We start from the raw sequence: 19,105 nt of genomic DNA on the forward strand, positions 1-19,105 counted from the left end.
GCTAGCTATGTTACAGCCTTACTTTATTACAAATTCGGATCATACTTCATGACAGTTACTTTCTCTCCATTGGCATGGTCTACAGTTTCTTCGATGAGAAACCCTTGCCCCACAAGGCTTTACAGTCTAGATTTCCGCATGGAGCTTTAGCTCCATCGGCGATTCAATTTACCGCTTAATCGCTTCAATCAGAGGGTTGTAATTTAAAGCAACTTAATCAGCTCTTCTAGCTCATCAATCAATACTTTTGCAGTTTCAAAATCAGTATCTTTTAAAGCCAATTCTATTTTCATTTCAACTGATTTTTTATTTTGTTCAGTTTCTAAATAGCCCATATCAAAATGACTAGCATAAATCATCTGTCTAAATTTTCGTATACTCATTTTTCTAATCGTCTTTTCGTCAATGATTAAAACATAATCCATACCATTTACAACAGAATAGAAATCATGAGAAATCATGAGAATCGCACCCTTATAGTCTTCAATGGCTTTCTCCAATGCTTTTTGTGTATAAGTGTCTAAATGGCTTGTCGGTTCATCAAGAAGCAATACGTTTGCTTTACTGGCAGAAACTTTAGCCAGCTGAAGCGTGTTTTTTTCTCCTCCAGATAAAGACTCTATCTTTTGATTAACGATTTCTCCTTCAAAGCCATAGCTTGAAATATACGATCTAATCTCATCATAAGTTTTAAACCCGGCATCGATGAATTCTTCTAGTATTGTATTAGAATCCTTTAGCATTTCGCCTTGATTCTGAGATAAATAAGCCACTTTAATATCAGCATTTATTTCAATTGAATCATGATTATTTTTAATTTTTTATAAAGTAAGCGATTTCATACTTTAAGGGGTAAACACCTTTAATCACTGTATTGGAAAAAATGGATTTTTATTATATCGTATATTTGGGTAGTTGTCAAATTGGCAATATGTCCAATCACGATGCGGATAAGCCGCGGGCGCACCGGATCGAAAAATAAGGAGGATTTCATTTATGTCCAAACGATTTAGCAAAATGCTCTCGTCCCTCTGTTGCTTGGTAATGTTGACGTCGCTAATGCCTGTCAGCTTTGCCGCCGACACTGAGAACATCGAGATCGCAGAAGCGAATGAAACACCGACCGCCATGTTCGGCACTCCTGAGCTCGGGTCAGATGACCCAATGTGGGCCCTGACAATGGAGCATCTCATCAACAAAAGCACTGTGCCTGACGACTCCAGACCTCATGCCACGGGCACAGCAAGGATCCTTTGGGACAACGACTACCTGTATACCCGCGTGGTTGTAGAGGACAGCAATATCTATCAGGGACCTGGTGCGGATCATACTTACGACAGCTTAGAATTTTATGTCGGCCCAGGATCTAGCGGCTCAAACCAATGGCGTGTCAGTTCGACGGGCATATTCTCAGGGCAGTCCCATACTGGCAGAGCTGCGTGGACCGAGATCACAGATACTGGATACATCGTGGAAATGAGAATCCCAAAAGTAACCTTGGAGCCAGGCAAGCTTACCTTCGATGTTTATATCAATAACTCCACGGAAAATGGTGGAGATCGCTATGAAGTCGTTTCCGCTTTCGGAGATCCGGACACGGGTTATAGCAGCGCCGCTTCATTTACAGACAGCTTGGATCTCATTCTTGCCAATGACGTGGACACTAGATTCTCAATCACCACCTCGACGGATACGGGCGGACGCATAACGCCAATTGCACCCGGCAATGTTTTGAGAGTGGAAAGTGGAGAAGACGTAACCTTTACGGTTACCCCTAATTACGGAAAAATTGTAGATACCGTAACGGTTGATGGTGAGGCTGTGGCTATATCCAACGATAATACGTTTTCTTTAACAAATATTAGCGCTGATCATGAAATTAACGTAACGTTTAAAGATGATTCAGACGCTAACCAGCTTTCGTTTATCGTATGGAATGACAATTTTGCTAGCGGCGAGTACACAACGGCTGTCATCATCGACGTAGGCGAAGGGAACGAAGCATCAGGTTCAGAGCTTGATCCGGACTTATTTACAGTGTCAGCTAGAAACACGACCCTGGCCGGTGACTCAGTGGTCTTTGAAGGAACACGCAAGATCTCAAGAGTATACGCCAATAACGAGCCGAAAGTGCGCGGCTATCTTGGGAAGGTTGAAAATTCACCGGATTATCAAGACGGACTGGCAAGTGGACGTTACATCGTAGTTGAGCTTGAGTTTTATACAGAAGCCGGCGGCAATGGAACGCTGGATGGCAGCTCGAACTCGACAAGGCAAAACTACAACATTGTTCAAAACGATGATATCTTGCTAGCTGAAGGCGCTTCGCTTAGCTACGCCGTATTCAAACAAGTAAGCGCTGTCAATCCGATCCTTGACAAATTTACAGCACATACGAGCGATTCGGTCAATTACGCGCGCTACCTTCACACGGATGAAGTAGGTGAAGAGCTACAAGGAATGCCGCTATATGTCTATACTCACGGCATGTCACGCGGCGGCACACAGGCACAGCTCGACCAAAAAGCGTCTATGAAATCCGCTAACGGTTCGGCTGCGCTGATGAAGAAAATGGAAGAAAACCCTGGAAAATATGCTAGCCATATTCTGAACATTTCTTATAATGGAACATCTACTCCACAAGTAGACGATGTTAAGAAGGTTATCGACGACTTAGTTGCCAGCGGATTAGTAGACGCTAACCGTATTTATGTGGCAGGCTTTTCATGGGGTGGCGCGTATACGAACACCTTAATTAACACCTACCCTGGCTTCTTCGCAGCAGGTGCACCTATGGCCCCAGTATTCAGTTCACCGGAAGCGAGCGAAAACAGAGCTCACAGTGATCTCGCTTATTGGATGTTTATCAATGCTCATAACGCTGGAACATACCAAACTAACCTCACTAACTTCATAAATACTAATATGCCGGAAATGACTAACGCAAGGGCTTCGAACTTTGAGAGCAATGAGGCTCTTACGTGGCCATACAATCAATTTGATCAACCAAATAAGAGACCAAATCCGGACAATACACCTCCCCTACTTGACTATATAGCACATGAAGTAGAAGCGGCGGTTCTTTACAACGAGATTACTATGGAGAATCTGTTTACTGAGGAGACTTCGAGCATAGCTCCGATTGCACAGTCCCCTAACTTGCCTGCTTGGGACAATGACTACACAGATGTCTTTGATTGGATGTTCTCACAGAGTAAACTAGGCGTGCTGCCTGATGGTCCTACCGCAACATTTGGAACTCCTGAGCTCGGATCCAATGACCCACTGTGGTCCAAAACAATGGAGTATCCAATTAACAAAAGCACTGTACCAGATGATTCAAGACCGCATGCTACGGGCACAGTAAAGGTTCTTTGGGACTCTGACTACGTGTATGCCCGCGTAGTTGTAGAGGATAGTAATCTTTATCAGGAACTTGGTCCGGATCATATGTACGACAGCTTAGAGTTTTATGTCGGTCCAGGATCTAGTGGCTCAAACCAATGGCGTGTCGGTGCGACGGGCGTGCTCTCAGGGCAGTCCCATACTGACAGAGCTGCGTGGACCGAGATCACGGACACAGGATACAGCGTGGAGATGAGAATCCCAAAACGTGACTTGACCTTGGAGCCAGGCAAGTTTACCTTCGAGGTTTATATCAATAACTCGACGGAAAATGGTGGGGATCGCTATGAAGTCGTTTCCGCTTTCGGAAATCCGGATACAGGTTTTGGTGGCCATGCTGGATTTGCAGACAGCTTGGAGCTCACTCTAGCCAATGAAGTGGACACTAGATTCTCAATTACTACCTCGACGGACACGGGTGGCACAATAACGCCAAACGCACCCGGCAATGTTCTGAGAGTCGTTCCTGGCTCAGACAAAACATTTACGATTATCCCTGATCACGGCAAAATTGTAGATATCGTAACGGTAGATGGCGAGGCTGTGACTATCTCCAATGATAATACGTTTTCATTAACAAATATTAGCGCTGATCATGAAATTCACGTGACATTTAAAGATGATCCAGCCGCTGATCAGCTTCCGTTCATCGTATGGAATGACAACTTTGCTAGCGGCGAGTATACAACGGCTGTCATCATTGACGTAGGCGAAGGGAAACAAGCGTTAGGTTCCGAGCTTGATCCGGACTTGTTTACCGTTTCAGCTAAAAACACGACACTGGTCGGTGACTCAGTGGTCTTTGAAGGAACGCGCAAGATCTCAAGAGTATACGCTAATGACGAGCCGAAAGTGCGCGGCTATCTTGGGAAGGTAGAAAATTCGCCAGATTATCAGGACGGACTGGAAGGTGGCCGTTACATCGTAGTTGAGCTTGAGTTCTATACGGAAGTCGGCGGTAATACAACGCTGTATAGCAGCAACTCGACTAAGCAAAATTACAACATTGTTCAAAACGATGATATCGTGCTAACTGAAGGCGCTCCGCTTAGCTACGCCGTATTTAAACAAGAAGGCGTTGTCAATCCGATTCTTGACAAGCTTACAGCACATACGAGCGATTCGGTCAATTACGCGCTCTACCTTCACAAGGATGAAGAAGGTGAAGTGTTGCAAGGAATGCCACTATATGTCTATACTCACGGCTTTTCACGCGGCGGTACACAGGCACATATCGACCAAAAAGCGTCAATGAAATCAGCTAACGGTTCGGTTGCTTTAATGAAGAAAATGGAACAAGATCCTGACAAATATGCTAGCCATATTCTGAATATTTCCTATAGTGACGGTTCTACTCCGCAAATAGGCGATGTTAAGAAGATTATTGACGACATGGTTGCTAGCGGGTTAGTAGATCCTAACCTTATTTATGCGTCGGGTTTTTCAATGGGTGCAATGTTTACGAACACCTTAATTAACACATACCCTGGTTTCTTCGCGGCAGCTGCACCTTTGGGAATTGCAAGTGGCACTCCGTCAGCGAGCGCAAACGAAGCACACAGAGACCAGGCCTATTGGATATTTGTAAACACTTATGACACTCGAGTAAATGCATCGCAGCTCGATAACTTTATTACCAACGATATTTCGGATTTGTCCAATGCAAGGGCTTCTCGTTTTGAGAGCAATGAGGCTCTTACGTGGCCATACAATCAATATGATCAGCCAAGTCAGAGACCAAATCCAGACAACACACCTCCCCTACTTGACTATATAGCACACGAAGTAGAAGCGGCGGTTCTTTACAACCAGATTACTATGGATAATCCGTTTACTGAGGAGACTTGGAGCATAGCCCCCATAGCACAGTCTCCTAACTTGCCGGCTTGGGACAATGACTACACAGACGTCTTTGATTGGATGTTTGCTCAGAGAAAACTAGACGTCCCTAGTGCTCCGAGCAGCTTAAAAGCGACGGCGGGCGATAGACAGGTCACATTGAGCTGGACTGCTCCAGCTGACGACGGTGGCAGTGCGATATTGGGCTACAAGGTCTGGTACAGCAACGAAACGCCGGTCACACTGGATGCTAAGGAGACAAAATATACGTTCACAAGCCTGACGAACGGCCAAAATTATACCTTCAAGGTCGTCGCGGTGAACGCGAAGGGCGACAGTGCGGAAATAACTGCGACGGCGACACCGAAGAAGAAGACTCCTATTGTGCATGATCCTTCTGACGGCAACAACGGCAATACAGGTAATACAGGTAATACAGGCAACGAGACAGAAGCTGGATCGTCGAAGCCGACCTACACAGTGAACACACCGCAGGATAAGCCCGCGGTCATAGACACAAACGGCAATACTACTCTGCCTGGCGGAGGCTTGATTACGACCAAGGGCGGGACGAAGCTTGAGGTGCCTGAAGGCACAACTATAGACTCTAACGGTAAGGTGACCATTCCGGCAGACAAGAGCGCCGAGGTTACACTACCAGGCGACAACGACATAACGCTGAACATCCATGAGGGTACAGAGCTTGTATTCGATGACGACACCCCTCTGGGCTTCATAGTGATATCGAGCAATTCTTTCAATGATATCAACAAGAGCGACTGGTTCTACAGCTACGTAAACTCAAACTACACATTCGGTCTTTTCAACGGCACGACGTCCTCGACGTTCTCACCGGGCACCTCAATGACACGTGCGATGTTCGTACAGGTACTGGCCAATCTTGAGAACATAAACCGCTCTAGCTACACTGGTTCCCGCTTTAGCGACGTGACGGTAGGACAGTGGTATACAGCGTCAGTCGAGTGGGCGGCTGAAAGCGGCATAGTCAACGGTATAAGCGCAGATCTATTTGATCCTAATGCATCGATGACACGCGAACAGATGCTAGTGATACTGCACAACTACATGAACTACAAGGGCTATGAGATTCCTCAAAGCCAAGCTCAGTCCTTCACGGATGAAAGCAAGATCAGTTCATGGGCATTGGCGGCCGTTAAGGCGCTACAAGGTATCGACATTGTAACAGGCAAGGGTAAAAACTTGTTTGACCCTAAAGGTACCGCTACCCGTGCCGAAGTAGCAACCGTCTTTGTAAGATTCATCGAATATCTAGCTAAGTAAAAGCGTAAATAGAAAAATATAGACCCTTCTGGCTGGACAATATCCTGCCGGAAGGGTCTCCTTCTATTTCACAAATAAAATCTACCGTTTGTCGCTTAACTCACGAAGGGAAATGCATTAGCGTTGATGTACGTCAAAGCTCGAAAGCCTTGTCAGTTCTACCGCATGTTTACAATGTTCGTGGTCAAAATGTGGTCATGGAATTATCACTTTCTAGTTGGAATTTAAAGCAACTTAATCAGCTCTTCTAGCTCATCAATCAATACTTTTGCAGTTTCAAAATCAGTATTTTTTAAAGCCAATTCTATTTTCATTTCAACTGATTTTTTATTTTGTTCAGTTTCTAAATAGTCCATATCAAAATGACTAGCATAAATCATCTGTCTAAATTTTCGTATACTCATTTTTCTAATCGTCTTTTCGTCAATGATTAAAACATAATCCATACCATTTACAACAGAATAGAAATCATGAGAAATCATGAGAATTGCACCCTTATAGTCTTCAATGGCTTTCTCCAATGCTTTTTGTGTATAAGTGTCTAAATGGCTTGTCGGTTCATCAAGAAGCAATACGTTTGCTTTGCTGGCAGAAACTTTAGCCAACTGAAGCGTGTTTTTTTCTCCACCAGATAATGACTCTATCTTTTGATTAACGATTTCTCCTTCAAAGCCATAGCTTGAAATATACGATCTAATCTCATCATAAGTTTTAAACCCGGCATCGATGAATTCTTCTAGTATTGTATTAGAATCCTTTAGCATTTCGCCTTGATTCTGAGATAAATAAGCCACTTTAACATCAGCATTTATTTCAATTGAATCATGATTATTTTTAAAGATATCTCGGAGTAAAGTCGTTTTCCCGGTACCGTTTGAACCAATAATGGCTACTTTATCAGTAGATTTTATCTCAAAGTTAACATTGTCTAAAAGCAACTCATCATAGGCAACACTATAATTATTGACATTTACAACAATGGTGTCTTCAATTTCATTATCGATACCAAAACTAATATTCGGTTGCTTAATATTAACAAATGGTGCTTTAATTCTACGCGCTTCCAATCTTTCTTGAACCTTAACTCTAGCTTTTAAGGCTCTCCCTCTAGATGCTGCTGGATTATAAGTTGCATTAGCTCTAAGATTAACGATTATGTTCTCGTTTCTCTCAATTTCCTCATTATCAGCGATTGTAAGTTCTTGTAACTCAATTTTAGTCTGAAGTAATAGGAAGTTATAATCAATATATCGCCCATCAAACTCTTGGATCTCCGTGTTTTCAAGGTGTATAATTTTGTTGAAACAATGATTCAATAGATATCGGTTGTGCGTAACAACTAGCAGTATTCCTTTGTGAGAATTAATAAGATTTTTAAGCGCATTTAGGTTTTCAAAGTCTAAAAATACATCTGGTTCGTCCATAATCATTACGTCTGGACCACTAAGCATTTCCTTCATTACTTGAATAAGTTTGAATTCCCCACCACTCAGGTCGGATACCCTAAGATCTTTTAGCTTCATGAGGTTTGCTAGATTTAGTTTCTTATTAATGTTGCTTTCAAAATCATCCCCACCGATTGAATCAAATGCGTCTAAAGCTAATTGATACTTTTCCAATAACGAATCAATATCCGATGATGTTTCCATTTCAGTACAAATAGATGTTATTTCATTTTGTATCTTAATAAATTCTTCCCCGATATATTCAAAAACTGTTGTTTCTTTAGTTTTGTCTAGTTGTGAGAATTGACTTACATGCCCAATTTTGCAAGTCGGGTCTATTTCTAACATGCCCTCGAACATATACCTTTCTGGATCCATCAGTATATCTATCAATGTACTTTTCCCACTGCCACTTGTTCCTATAAAAGCGCAATGTTGTGCCTCTTCGAACGTAAATGAAATGTTATTATATAGCTCTTTTTGCGGAAATGAGAAGGATAAGTTATTAACTTTTATCATAGTGTTACCTCGCTTTATAACTAGAATAGTGACTATTATTAAATGTTCATATAATGAAGTATTATTCCCACAATGCTTCTGTAACCCTTCAAAAATGACATACCTTATCATTATAAGGAAAACGGGGCAGAATGAACATGATTATCTTCTCCTGTTGCAACATATAAAAATGATATTGTCGCTCATATTTGGGGCAATAAACCTGCATTTTTTGAACAGATGAGTATTGATACATTACAAAGAACGATCAACAGCAAGCAATTGATCCTTTTTTAGGAGGTGCGATGAAGATCATAGTTACTAATATAGGTCTAAGCACTTATAAAAATAAGATTTTTTATGAGTCTAAAGAATTATTTATATAATCGGAAAATAGTTATTTTGGATATCCATAATTTGACGTTATTTTTAAAACCTTTTTGTTATACTCAATCTATGCTAAAACGAAATTGCAATAAATGAAAGGATGATGCTATGTATCTAGCATTACATTTTCAGTATTTGGCTTGCTAAAACATAAAATTTGAAAGGAGTAGTTTAATCAATGTTGTAGAAAAGGGTTGTAACGATTTGTATTGTATTAGAATCCTTTAGCATTTATTTGAATTGAATCATACTTATTTTCAAACGATTTACATAGTAAGCGTTTTCATATTCTGGTAGATTATATTATAAAAGTGTTCTAGAAAAGATAAAAAAAATTATATCAAATATAAGGAGGATTTTCATATGTCAAAACGATCTAGCAAAATGCTCTCGTTCCTCTGTTGCTTGGTAATGGCGGCATCGCTAATGCCTGTCAGCTTTGCCGCCGACACTGACAACAACGAGATCTCAGAAGCGAGCGAAACGCCCACCGCCATTTTTGGAACTCCCGAACTCGGGTCAGACGACCCACTGTGGGCCCTGACAATGGAACATCTCATCAACAAAAGCACTGTGCTCGATGACCCAAGACCCCATGCCACGGGCACAGCCAGGATCCTTTGGGACTCTGACTACGTGTATGCTCGCGTAATTGTAGAGGACAGCGATGTATATCAAGGATCTGGTGCGGATCATACGTACGACAGCTTAGAGTTTTTTGTCGGCCCAGGATCCAGCGGTTCCAACCAATGGCGTGTCAGTGCAACGGGCCTATTCTCAGGACAGTCCCATACTGACAGAGCTGCGTGGACTGAGATCACGGACACAGGATACATCGTGGAAATGAGAATCCCAAAACGTAACTTTACCTTGGAGCCAGGCAAACTTACCTTCGAAGTTAATATCAATAACTCGACGGCAACTGGCGCAGATCGCTATGAAGTCGTTTCAGCTTTCGGAGATCCAGACACTGGTTTTAATGGCGATGCTTCATTTAGAGACAGCTTGGAGCTCATTGAAGCCAATGAATTGGACACTAGACACTCCATCACCCTCTCGGCGGAAACGGGCGGCAAAATAACGCCAAACGTACCCGGCAATGTGATGAGAGTTGTTCCTGGCTCAGACATAACATTAACGATTATCCCTGATAACGGAAAAATCGTGGATACCGTAACTGTAGATGGAGAGGCTGTGACTGTTAGCGATAATACTTTCACTTTATCAGATGTTAACGCTGATCATAAAATCCACGTGACATTTAACAATGATTCAGCCGCTGATCAGCTTCCGTTTATCGTATGGAATGACAACTTCGCTAGTGGCGAGTACACAACTGCTGTCATCATTGACTTAGGTGAGGGGCAGGAAGCGTTAGGCTCCGAACTTAATCCAGACTTGTTTACCGTATCAGCTAGAAACACGACCCTGGTCGGTGACTCAGTAGTCTTTGAAGGAACGCGCAAGATCTCAAGAGTATACGCCAATGACGAACCGAAGGTGCGTGGCTATCTTGGGAAAGTACACAACTCACCGGATTATCAGGACGGACTGGAAAGTGGCCGTTACATTGTAGTTGAGCTTGAGTTTTACACAGAAGTCGGCGGTAATACAACGCTGGATGCCAGTAACTCGACCAAGCAAAATTACAACATTGTTCAAAACGGCGATATCATGCTAACTGAAGGTGAACCGCTTAGCTACGCCGTCTTTAAACAGGAAAATGTTTTGAATCCAATCCTTGACAAATTCACAACACATACGAGTAGCGAGTCGGTCAATTACGCGCGCTACCTTCACCAGGATGAAAATGGTGAAGTGTTGCAAGGAATGCCGCTATATGTCTATACTCACGGCTTTTCACGCGGCGGTACACAGGCACAGATCGACCAAAAAGCATCTATGAAATCAGCTAACGGTTCGGTTGCTCTGATGAAGAGAATGGAAAAAAATCCTGACAAATATGCTAGCCATATTCTTAATATTTCCTATAGTGACGGTTCTGCTCCGCAAGTAGGCAATGTAAAGGCGATTATCGACGACATGGTTGCTAGCGGGTTAGTAGATCCTAACCGTATTTATGCGTCGGGCTTTTCAATGGGTGGCGGGGTTACCACCAACTTAATTAACACCTACCCTGGCTTCTTCGCGGCAGCTGCACCTTTGGGCATTTCATCTAACTGGCCGTCGGTGAGCGCAGACGAAGCTCACAGAGATCTGGCCTACTGGCTATTTGTCAACACTTATGACTCTGGAGCAAGTAATGTCGATAACATGGTCAACGATATTGATGATTTGACCAATGCAAGAGCTTCTCGTTTTGATAGCAATGAGGCTCTTACATGGCCATACAATCAATATGATCAGCCAAGTCAGAGACCAAATATGGTGAACGATCCTCCACTACTTCGCTATATAGCACACGAAGTAGAAGCAGCGGTTCTTTACAACCAGATTACTATGGATAATCCGTTTACTGAGGAGACTTGGAGCATAGCTCCGATTATACAGTCCTCTAACTTACCTGACTACACAGACATCTTTGATTGGATGTTCGTACAGAGTAAACTAGGCGTGCTGCCTGATGGTCCGACCGCCATGTTCGGAACTCCTGAGATCGGATCCAACGACCCACTTTGGAACAAGACAATGGAGTATCCGATCAACAAAAGCACTGTACCAGATGACCCAAGACCGCATGCTACGGGCACAGTAAAGGTTCTTTGGGACAATGAAAACGTGTATGCTCGCGTAGTTGTAGAGGATAGTGATCTATATCAGGGACCCGGTTCGAATCATACGTACGACAGCTTAGAGTTTTATGTCGGCGCAGGATCCAGCGCTTCCAACCAATGGCGTGTCAGTTCAACGGGCGTGTTTTCAGGACAGTCCCATACCGACAGAGCTGCGTGGACTGAGATCACGGACACAGGATACATCGTGGAAATGAGAATCCCAAAACGTGACTTGACCTTGGAGCCAGGCAAACTTACCTTCGAGGTTTATATCAATAACTCGACGGAAAATGGTGGAGATCGCTATGAAGTCGTTTCAGCTTTCGGAAATCCGGACACAGGTTTTGGTGGCCATGCTGCATTTGCAGACAGCTTGGAGCTCACTCTAGCCAATGAAGTGGACAATAGATTCTCAATCACCATCTCGACGGATACGGGCGGCCAAATAACGCCGAACGCACCCGGCAATGTTCTGAGAGTGGAAAATGGCGAAGACGTAACATTTAAGGTTATCCCTGATTACGGCAAAATTGTAGATACCGTAACTTTAGATGACAAGACTGTGACTTTATCCAACGATAATACTTTCTCCTTATTAAATGTTAACGCTGATCATGAAATTCGCGTATCATTTAAAGACGATCCAACCGCTGATCAGCTTCCCTTTATCGTATGGAATGACAACTTTGCTAGTGGCGAGTACACAACGGCTGTCATCATTGACTTAGGCGAGGGACAGGAAGCATTAGACTCCGAACTTGATCCGGGCATGTTTACCGTGTCAGCTAGAAACACGACCCAGGTCGGTAACTCAGTGGTCTTTGAAGGAACGCGCAAGATTACAAGAGTATACGCCAATGACGAACCGAAAGTGCGCGGCTATCTTGGGAAGGTAAGCAATTCACCGGATTATCAAGACGGACTGGCAAGTGGCCGTTACATCGTAGTTGAGTTTGAGTTTTATACTGAAGCCGACGGTAGTACAACGCTGGATGGCAGTAGCAACTCGACAAGGCAAAATTACAACATTGTTCAAAACGACGATATCGTGCTAACTGAAGGCGAACCGCTTATCTATGTCGTCTTTAAACAAGAAAATGTTGTGAATCCAATCCTTGACAAGTTTACAACACATACGAGCGATTCGGTCAATCGAGCGCTCTACCTTCACGAAGATGAAAACGGTGAAGTATTGCAGGGATTGCCGCTATATGTCTATACTCACGGCGGAAGTCGCGGCGGCACACAGGCACAGTTCGACCAAAAAGCGTCTATGAAATCCGCTAATGGTTCGGTTGCTCTGATGAAAAAAATGGTAAAAGATCCTGATAATTATGCTAGCCATATTCTGAATATTTCCTATAGTGCCGGTATTCCAACCCCAGCCAATGTTAAGAAGGTTATAGACGACCTTGTTGCCAGCGGTGCAGTAGACCCTAACCGTATTTACGCTGCGGGCTTCTCACTCGGCGGCATGTTTACTAACAACTTAATTAACGCCTACCCTGGCTTCTTTGCGGCAGCAGCACCAATGGCGCCGGTAAACGGATCACCGAACGCGAGCACAGACGACGCTCATGCCGACTTGGCCTATTGGATGTTTAATAATGTTAATAACATTGGAACATACCAAACTAACCATAATAACTTCATAAATAACAATATGCCGGAAATGACCAACGCAAGGGCTTCGAACTTTGAGAGCAATGAGGCTCTTACTTGGCCATACAATCAATTTGATCAGCCAAGTCAGAGACCAAATCCGGACAACACACCTGTCATGCAAGACTATATAGCACACGAAGTAGAAGCGGCGGTTCTTTACAACCAGATTACTATGGGGACTTGGAGCATTGCTCCGGCATCACAGTCTTCTAACTTGCCGGCTTGGGACAATGACTACACAGACGTCTTTGATTGGATGTTTGCTCAGAGAAAACAAGACGTGCCCGGTGCTCCGATCGGCTTAAAAGCGACGGCGGGCGACGGACGGGTCACATTGAGCTGGACTGCTCCGGCTGACGACGGTGGCAGCGAGATATTGGGCTACAAGGTCTGGTATGACAACAAGACGCCGATCATACTGGGTGATACGACGACCGAATATATTTTCACGGAGTTGAAAAACAACCAAAGCTACACCTTCAAAGTCGTCGCGGTGAACGCGCAGGGCGACAGTGAGGAGATAAGTGTGACGGCGACGCCGAAGAAGAAGACGACTCCTACTGTGACCGATCCTTCTGGCGGCAACACTGACAATACGGACAACACCGGCAATACGGGCACCGAGACAGACACTGGATCGTCGAAGCCGACCTACACAGTAAACACACCGCAGGATAAGCCAGCGATTACAGACACAAAAGGCAATATTACCCTGCCTGGCGGCGGCGAGATTGTGACCAAGGGCGGGACGAAGATTGAGGTGCCTGAAGGCACAACTATAGACTCAAACGGTAAGGTGACCATTCCGGCAGACAAGAGCGCCGAAGTGACACTACCTGGTGACAACAGCATATCGCTGAACATCCATGAGGGGACGGAGCTTGTGTTCGATGACGACACTGAACTAGGCTTCATCGTAGTGTCGAGCAACCCTTTCAATGATGTCAACGATGACAACTGGTTCTACAGCTACGTAAACTCTGCTTACACATTCGGTCTGTTCGACGGCACGTCATCCACAACGTTCTCACCGGGAACCTCAATGACTCGCGCGATGTTCGTGCAGGTACTGGCCAATCTTGAGAACGTAGACAGTTCCGACTACACGAATTCTCGCTTTAGCGACGTGGCGGACGGACAGTGGTACACGGCGGCAGTCGGATGGGCGGCTGAAAACCGCATAGTCAACGGTATAAACGCAGATATGTTTGATCCTAATGCATCGATGACACGCGAACAGATGCTAGTGATACTGTACAACTACATGAACTACAAGGGCTATGAGATTCCTCAAAACCAAGCTCAGTCCTTCGCGGATGAAAGCGAGATCAGTTCATGGGCATTGGAGGCTGTTCAGGCGCTACAAGGCATCGACATTGTAACAGGCAAGGGTAAGAACTTGTTTGACCCTAAAGGTACCGCTACCCGTGCCGAAGTAGCAACCGTCTTTGTAAGATTTATCGAATATATGGCTAAGTAAAAGAGTAAACAGAAAAATATGGACCCTTCTGGCTGGACATTATCCTGCCGGAAGGGTCTCCTTCTATTTTACAAAGAAAATCTCCGGTCTGATGCTGCTAAACACACCTATCATCTAAAAAATCCTTATACGCAAACTTTAAATGCACAAAAAACCACTCCCTAATAAAATATTAAGAAGTGGTCATTGTTTAACGATATATTACTTTCTATAACAGCTTCATAAAACAACGCCTGTTTGACGCTTAATTTACGAAGGGAAATGCATTAGCATTGATGTACGTCAAAGCCCGAAAGCCTTGTCAGTCCTACATCATGCCGCCCATGCTTTTGGGTGGTTTTTTGTTGCCGTTAAATAGTAGCTTGTCCGCTATTACAGCGTTTGTAGTACTATATTTCCATTGTTTATCGTGATGTGAAAATGCTTATGTGAGTGATGGTGTGAGTGAATGTGAGTTAATCAAATTTAGCAACACAAACCATCGGTTTTTACATCAATTTCACATCATATTAATAATAGACCAAACTGAGAATAGTTTGGTACAAATATGGTCAAACGTAATTACATACTTCACCACTTATAAAAAACGAATGGTGTATGTATATTCGAGCTACAACGACTTTTTCATAATTTCAGATAGCAATTGTTTCTTCCATTCTGGCCAAGCATCAATAATATCTTTCGCAGTTTGAAATTGCTCATCAATATTACGCGCTTGATCAAGTTGCTCATCGAATTTTTTTATTAAAGTTGTAGTAGTCATTTTATTGCCTCCAATTTTTGTTGATAGATAAAAGTAGCCATAGTTTCTTTCTCTAAATAAGATATTGGCAATAACTGCATTTTAGCACTAGCTATTTCCGGCTTCCAATCTACCACTTTTCCTTCTTTATCTTTTCTACGCTTAATATTACCATAATTACTAGCCATAGAAAACAATTCAAAAAACCTTCTAGGCCCTATCCCTATAAACGGCTGAAATATCACTTTTGTATTATTTTTTGTATCTTTCTCAATATCAATTTCGGTACTTAATATTATGGAATCCGAATGAAATTGCAATGCCTTACTCTTAGGGTATGGTTCTATATAAATAACCTTATTTATACCTGCTGCAACAATATGTTTCGCACAATTGTGACAAGGGAATGTTGTTCCATATAATTCAGCACCGCGGGAAGACACATTGTTTCGAGCGCACATTAACAAAGCTTCCATCTCTGCATGGACCACTCTACCATACTCTGTGATATCTTTAATGCTGCTGTTCTGTAATTTTTTTTTATCATTGTCACTTAAATTTAATAGGGTTGATATTTCTTCAACTATAATTTTTTGTTGAGCCTTATTAGAATCGTACCCTCTTTTATAGTCTCTACCTCCATCAGAATCAATAATTCGACTCTGAGAATCATCGTGGACTGGCCAATATAACCCGCCACCTGCCTTTGGGGTATCATTTGCACCCGAAGCAATAATCTCATTATTTTGAGCTATAACAGCCCCTACCTGTCGAGATAAATCTGCCGATCTCAATGCAGAAGTAAATGCCATGAACATCGCGTATTCTTCGAACGTAGGGGTTAAGTGAGGATGTCCAAATATTAAATCTAATATCCTCCGAATACTTTTCTCCGTCTGGTCATGATTGCTATCTAACGAAACAAAAAAATCAGACATTTGAAAAGTATCTCTTGTATGTTGTCCATACCCTTCTACTTCACTAACATCTCGAGAAATTAATTTTCTTGCATTGTCTAAACTTATGCCTTTATTCTCGTTTAAATTTTCTAGCCTGCGATCTTCTCTCGAATCAATTCCAAAAAGATAAAAACCATCAGTATATACTTCTCTTAGTAACTCAACTTCTTCTGGATGTTTTAATGAACTAATTATGTAACATTCTCTTTTACTGGGTTTATCATCTTTTCTGTATGATGCAATCCGAGTAATGGCACCTAAAGCTAAAATTGAATTATCATTAGAACTCCGTCGAGCTTGATTACCCAATTCTATAGAATTAGTTATTCTTTTATATTCATCATTATTGTAATCTTGTGTGCCAAATATACCAGGAATCACATCACGAGAGATACTAATCTCCTTAACTGAATAATTATACCGTTTTAATCTTTCTGTAATGCTTTCAACTACTGTTTTATTTTTTGTCCCTACTGCTCCTACAAGAGCAAAGACAAGCACACTATCTTTATATGTACTACTTAATATTACTTCTTTTTTTTGATCCGTATTATCAGTTATAGTAGATTCTATTGCTTTTTCTTCTAAGGGTACTTCTATCTTTGCAGTTTGATCAACTGTGGAATTAACCAAAATCATTATCCTCCCATCGTTCGAATCTATAAGAAGAGTTCTACATTTAAGTCATAATACCTTCTTTTGGATAAAATGTAATCAGAAACGTATTTTTCATCAATGAACATTGGTGAATTCTTTAATCACAACAATTAAATCACTCGAATATATCACATACAAACACAATCCGATATGTAAATTCTCACTGCTTGTATGCTTCGTTTCGGCTATGATATGAGCAATAATAACAATGAGGTGAAATATATGAGCGGCATTAAATCAAAAGAAGATTACCCCCTAGTTTTGAATCCATTACATGTTCAAGAGATACTGTCTATCAGCAGGCGTGCCACATATGAATTACTTAATAATCCACCGTTTCATGTTAACCGTATAGGAAAAGGGAAGATATTCAAAATATCGAGAGATACATTGTTTAAGTGGTTAGAATGTGATCAACAATGTGATTTACATGCTAAATAATAGATATTTTATTCCTGGAGGTTGGTATGTTTGGGAAAGGTCATAAACTAGCAAGTACCACTTGTCTTCGTGAATCATAAGACATGCCAAACAATAAAATAATGTATTGGGGAAATGAATATGGGACGAAAAAAGGTTAAAGTTGAAGTAGTTTTTATCCCTAATGGGATAGATCCTGTGGAAGCAATAATCAACGCAATAGAACCAAGCATCAGTTTGGCGTTGGCAAAGCATGGTGCATACCTTAAAATGGATGTTAAAGAGTATTTGCGTCAGCATGCAAAAAGAAGTAATGGCTCTACTCCAATTGAGTAAACATAATTCACTAGTACTCTCGTTGTGATCAACCTAGCGAGAGTGCTTTTTCCATGCTGATATTCATAGAAATAGAGCTAATCATTATATCTTGGTATAAATACCCTAACTCCCTATGATGTAGTCGTATTCCTGCTTTGAACGTCATAAAAAGAACCTCACAATCGCTCCTAGTTGGAATGAATGCAGAGGTTCTTCATATAAGTGAAATCAATAGTTCTTGATATCCTGTATTCTCACGTTATCTCGCATTTAATCTAACATCAGTTCGACGGTTATCTCGTTAATGCTCGTTATTTTATTTCTCATACCCTAATTTACTCAATTGATTTTTAATCGCCTCAACACATTCTTTTGCTGGAGCAACTTTTTCGTTCAGGATACTTGCTGTAACAAAACCGTTTAAATCGGCATGCCAATATTTACTGTAATATTGAAGGTACAACTTCCATATTTCTAAAATCGCTTCTTGTTGTCCATTGTTAAAGTACATACTTAACTCTTCATTAGTAGGTTTTTTGATTCCGTAGGAGTTTTTTATTGCATTAAAATCAGGCTTATTACTAGCCACACCTTCCAATGTTGCAAGTATATAATTAACATCGTTTTGAACATTTTTTAACATTATTCTCATCATGCTATCTAACTGGTCTTCTGATCTTTTCAAAAGATCCTTTTGTAACTCCATACTGGATTTTGCAATCTCAGTATTTGCTGTAGCAGCTTCAGCGCTTTTTTTGTTTACATTCCATAAAAGATAGCTTAAAACGCCAGTAACTATTACTCCGGCTGACGCCACTAGTAAACCCCAAATTTGTGCTGCATCATCAGACATTTCTTTTCCACTCTCCTTTAATCGAATACAACATACTTAGATAACTGGAAGTGAATTCCTTTTACAAAAGAAAAAGCACCACTAGGGTGCAAATTCTAAATTGCTATTCATTTTCGTAGTGATCTAAACAATTATCACACAAAGAAACTTCTCTAGAAATTGGTACCGGGTTCCCATCACGTTCACATTTTACTACAGTGTCCTGATATCCACATTCTGAACAATCAAGATTATCTGAATTTCCCCAATTAATCCAAACTGTTGCACCACATTCTGGACAATCTCTTTCATGTTCTTGTTTATCAATTAACTCATCTTTGAATCGCCCCATAAGGAACACCTCCTAGATTATTCTAAGAGATATATTCAACAACAATATGACCAATCCCTCTATCTTTCA

At 41.9% G+C, this 19,105-nt stretch carries 9 protein-coding genes and 1 pseudogene; 4 read left to right on the forward strand and 6 right to left on the reverse strand.

Features of this window, described 5'->3' with window-relative positions:
* Positions 1-203: 203 nt before the first annotated feature.
* Positions 204-815: pseudogene (locus tag AC1TPB_RS03925) on the reverse strand (ATP-binding cassette domain-containing protein); the annotation flags it as partial.
* Positions 816-996: 181 nt separating this feature from the next.
* Between AC1TPB_RS03925 and AC1TPB_RS03930 the strand changes: the two are divergent.
* The gene (locus tag AC1TPB_RS03930) at positions 997-6,546 is read left to right on the forward strand and encodes a sugar-binding protein (protein ID WP_482075285.1); all 5,550 of its coding nucleotides are present in this window, start codon (positions 997-999) and stop codon (positions 6,544-6,546) included.
* A 224-nt stretch (positions 6,547-6,770) separates the two neighbouring features.
* On the opposite strand, the gene AC1TPB_RS03935 is transcribed toward AC1TPB_RS03930, so the two are convergent.
* Positions 6,771-8,510: an ABC-F family ATP-binding cassette domain-containing protein gene (locus AC1TPB_RS03935; RefSeq protein ID WP_482075286.1), complete on the reverse strand. Its 1,740-nt coding sequence runs from the start codon at positions 8,508-8,510 to the stop codon at positions 6,771-6,773.
* Between the two features lie 729 nt (positions 8,511-9,239).
* Between AC1TPB_RS03935 and AC1TPB_RS03940 the strand changes: the two genes are divergently transcribed.
* A complete protein-coding gene (locus AC1TPB_RS03940; RefSeq protein ID WP_482075287.1) occupies positions 9,240-14,756 on the forward strand; it encodes a sugar-binding protein in 5,517 nt (1,838 codons plus the stop codon).
* Positions 14,757-15,366: 610 nt separating this feature from the next.
* On the opposite strand, the gene AC1TPB_RS03945 is transcribed toward AC1TPB_RS03940, so the two are convergent.
* Both AC1TPB_RS03945 and AC1TPB_RS03950 read right to left on the reverse strand, forming a co-directional pair.
* Entirely contained in the window at positions 15,367-15,519 is a 153-nt protein-coding gene (locus AC1TPB_RS03945) for a hypothetical protein (RefSeq protein ID WP_482075288.1), read from the reverse strand.
* Positions 15,516-17,090, reverse strand: a complete 1,575-nt coding sequence (locus tag AC1TPB_RS03950; RefSeq protein WP_482075289.1) for an anti-phage dCTP deaminase — start codon at positions 17,088-17,090, stop codon at positions 15,516-15,518. Before AC1TPB_RS03950 ends, AC1TPB_RS03945 begins: the two co-directional genes overlap by 4 nt.
* A 246-nt stretch (positions 17,091-17,336) precedes the next feature.
* Between AC1TPB_RS03950 and AC1TPB_RS03955 the strand changes: the two genes are divergently transcribed.
* The gene (locus AC1TPB_RS03955) at positions 17,337-17,555 is read left to right on the forward strand and encodes a helix-turn-helix domain-containing protein (protein WP_482075290.1); all 219 of its coding nucleotides are present in this window, start codon (positions 17,337-17,339) and stop codon (positions 17,553-17,555) included.
* A 120-nt stretch (positions 17,556-17,675) separates the two neighbouring features.
* Complete coding sequence (locus AC1TPB_RS03960) at positions 17,676-17,870, forward strand: hypothetical protein (RefSeq protein ID WP_482075291.1); 195 nt, start codon at positions 17,676-17,678, stop codon at positions 17,868-17,870.
* A 298-nt stretch (positions 17,871-18,168) separates the two neighbouring features.
* Here AC1TPB_RS03960 and AC1TPB_RS03965 read toward each other — a convergent pair whose 3' ends face one another.
* Positions 18,169-18,705, reverse strand: a complete 537-nt coding sequence (locus AC1TPB_RS03965) for a hypothetical protein (protein ID WP_482075292.1) — start codon at positions 18,703-18,705, stop codon at positions 18,169-18,171.
* A gap of 103 nt (positions 18,706-18,808) precedes the next feature.
* Complete coding sequence (locus AC1TPB_RS03970; protein WP_482075293.1) at positions 18,809-19,036, reverse strand: hypothetical protein; 228 nt, start codon at positions 19,034-19,036, stop codon at positions 18,809-18,811.
* Positions 19,037-19,105: the final 69 nt, after the last annotated feature.

Source organism: Paenibacillus sp. Y951, from assembly GCF_056786395.1.

Coding starts and splice junctions, on each gene's coding strand:
- AC1TPB_RS03960 (WP_482075291.1), top strand. CDS start 17,676: ATGGGACGAAAAAAGGTTAAAGTTGAAGTAGTTTTTATCCCTAATGGG.
- AC1TPB_RS03940 (WP_482075287.1), top strand. CDS start 9,240: ATGTCAAAACGATCTAGCAAAATGCTCTCGTTCCTCTGTTGCTTGGTA.
- AC1TPB_RS03945 (WP_482075288.1), bottom strand. CDS start 15,519: ATGACTACTACAACTTTAATAAAAAAATTCGATGAGCAACTTGATCAA.
- AC1TPB_RS03965 (WP_482075292.1), bottom strand. CDS start 18,705: ATGTCTGATGATGCAGCACAAATTTGGGGTTTACTAGTGGCGTCAGCC.
- AC1TPB_RS03970 (WP_482075293.1), bottom strand. CDS start 19,036: ATGGGGCGATTCAAAGATGAGTTAATTGATAAACAAGAACATGAAAGA.
- AC1TPB_RS03935 (WP_482075286.1), bottom strand. CDS start 8,510: ATGATAAAAGTTAATAACTTATCCTTCTCATTTCCGCAAAAAGAGCTA.
- AC1TPB_RS03930 (WP_482075285.1), top strand. CDS start 997: ATGTCCAAACGATTTAGCAAAATGCTCTCGTCCCTCTGTTGCTTGGTA.
- AC1TPB_RS03955 (WP_482075290.1), top strand. CDS start 17,337: ATGAGCGGCATTAAATCAAAAGAAGATTACCCCCTAGTTTTGAATCCA.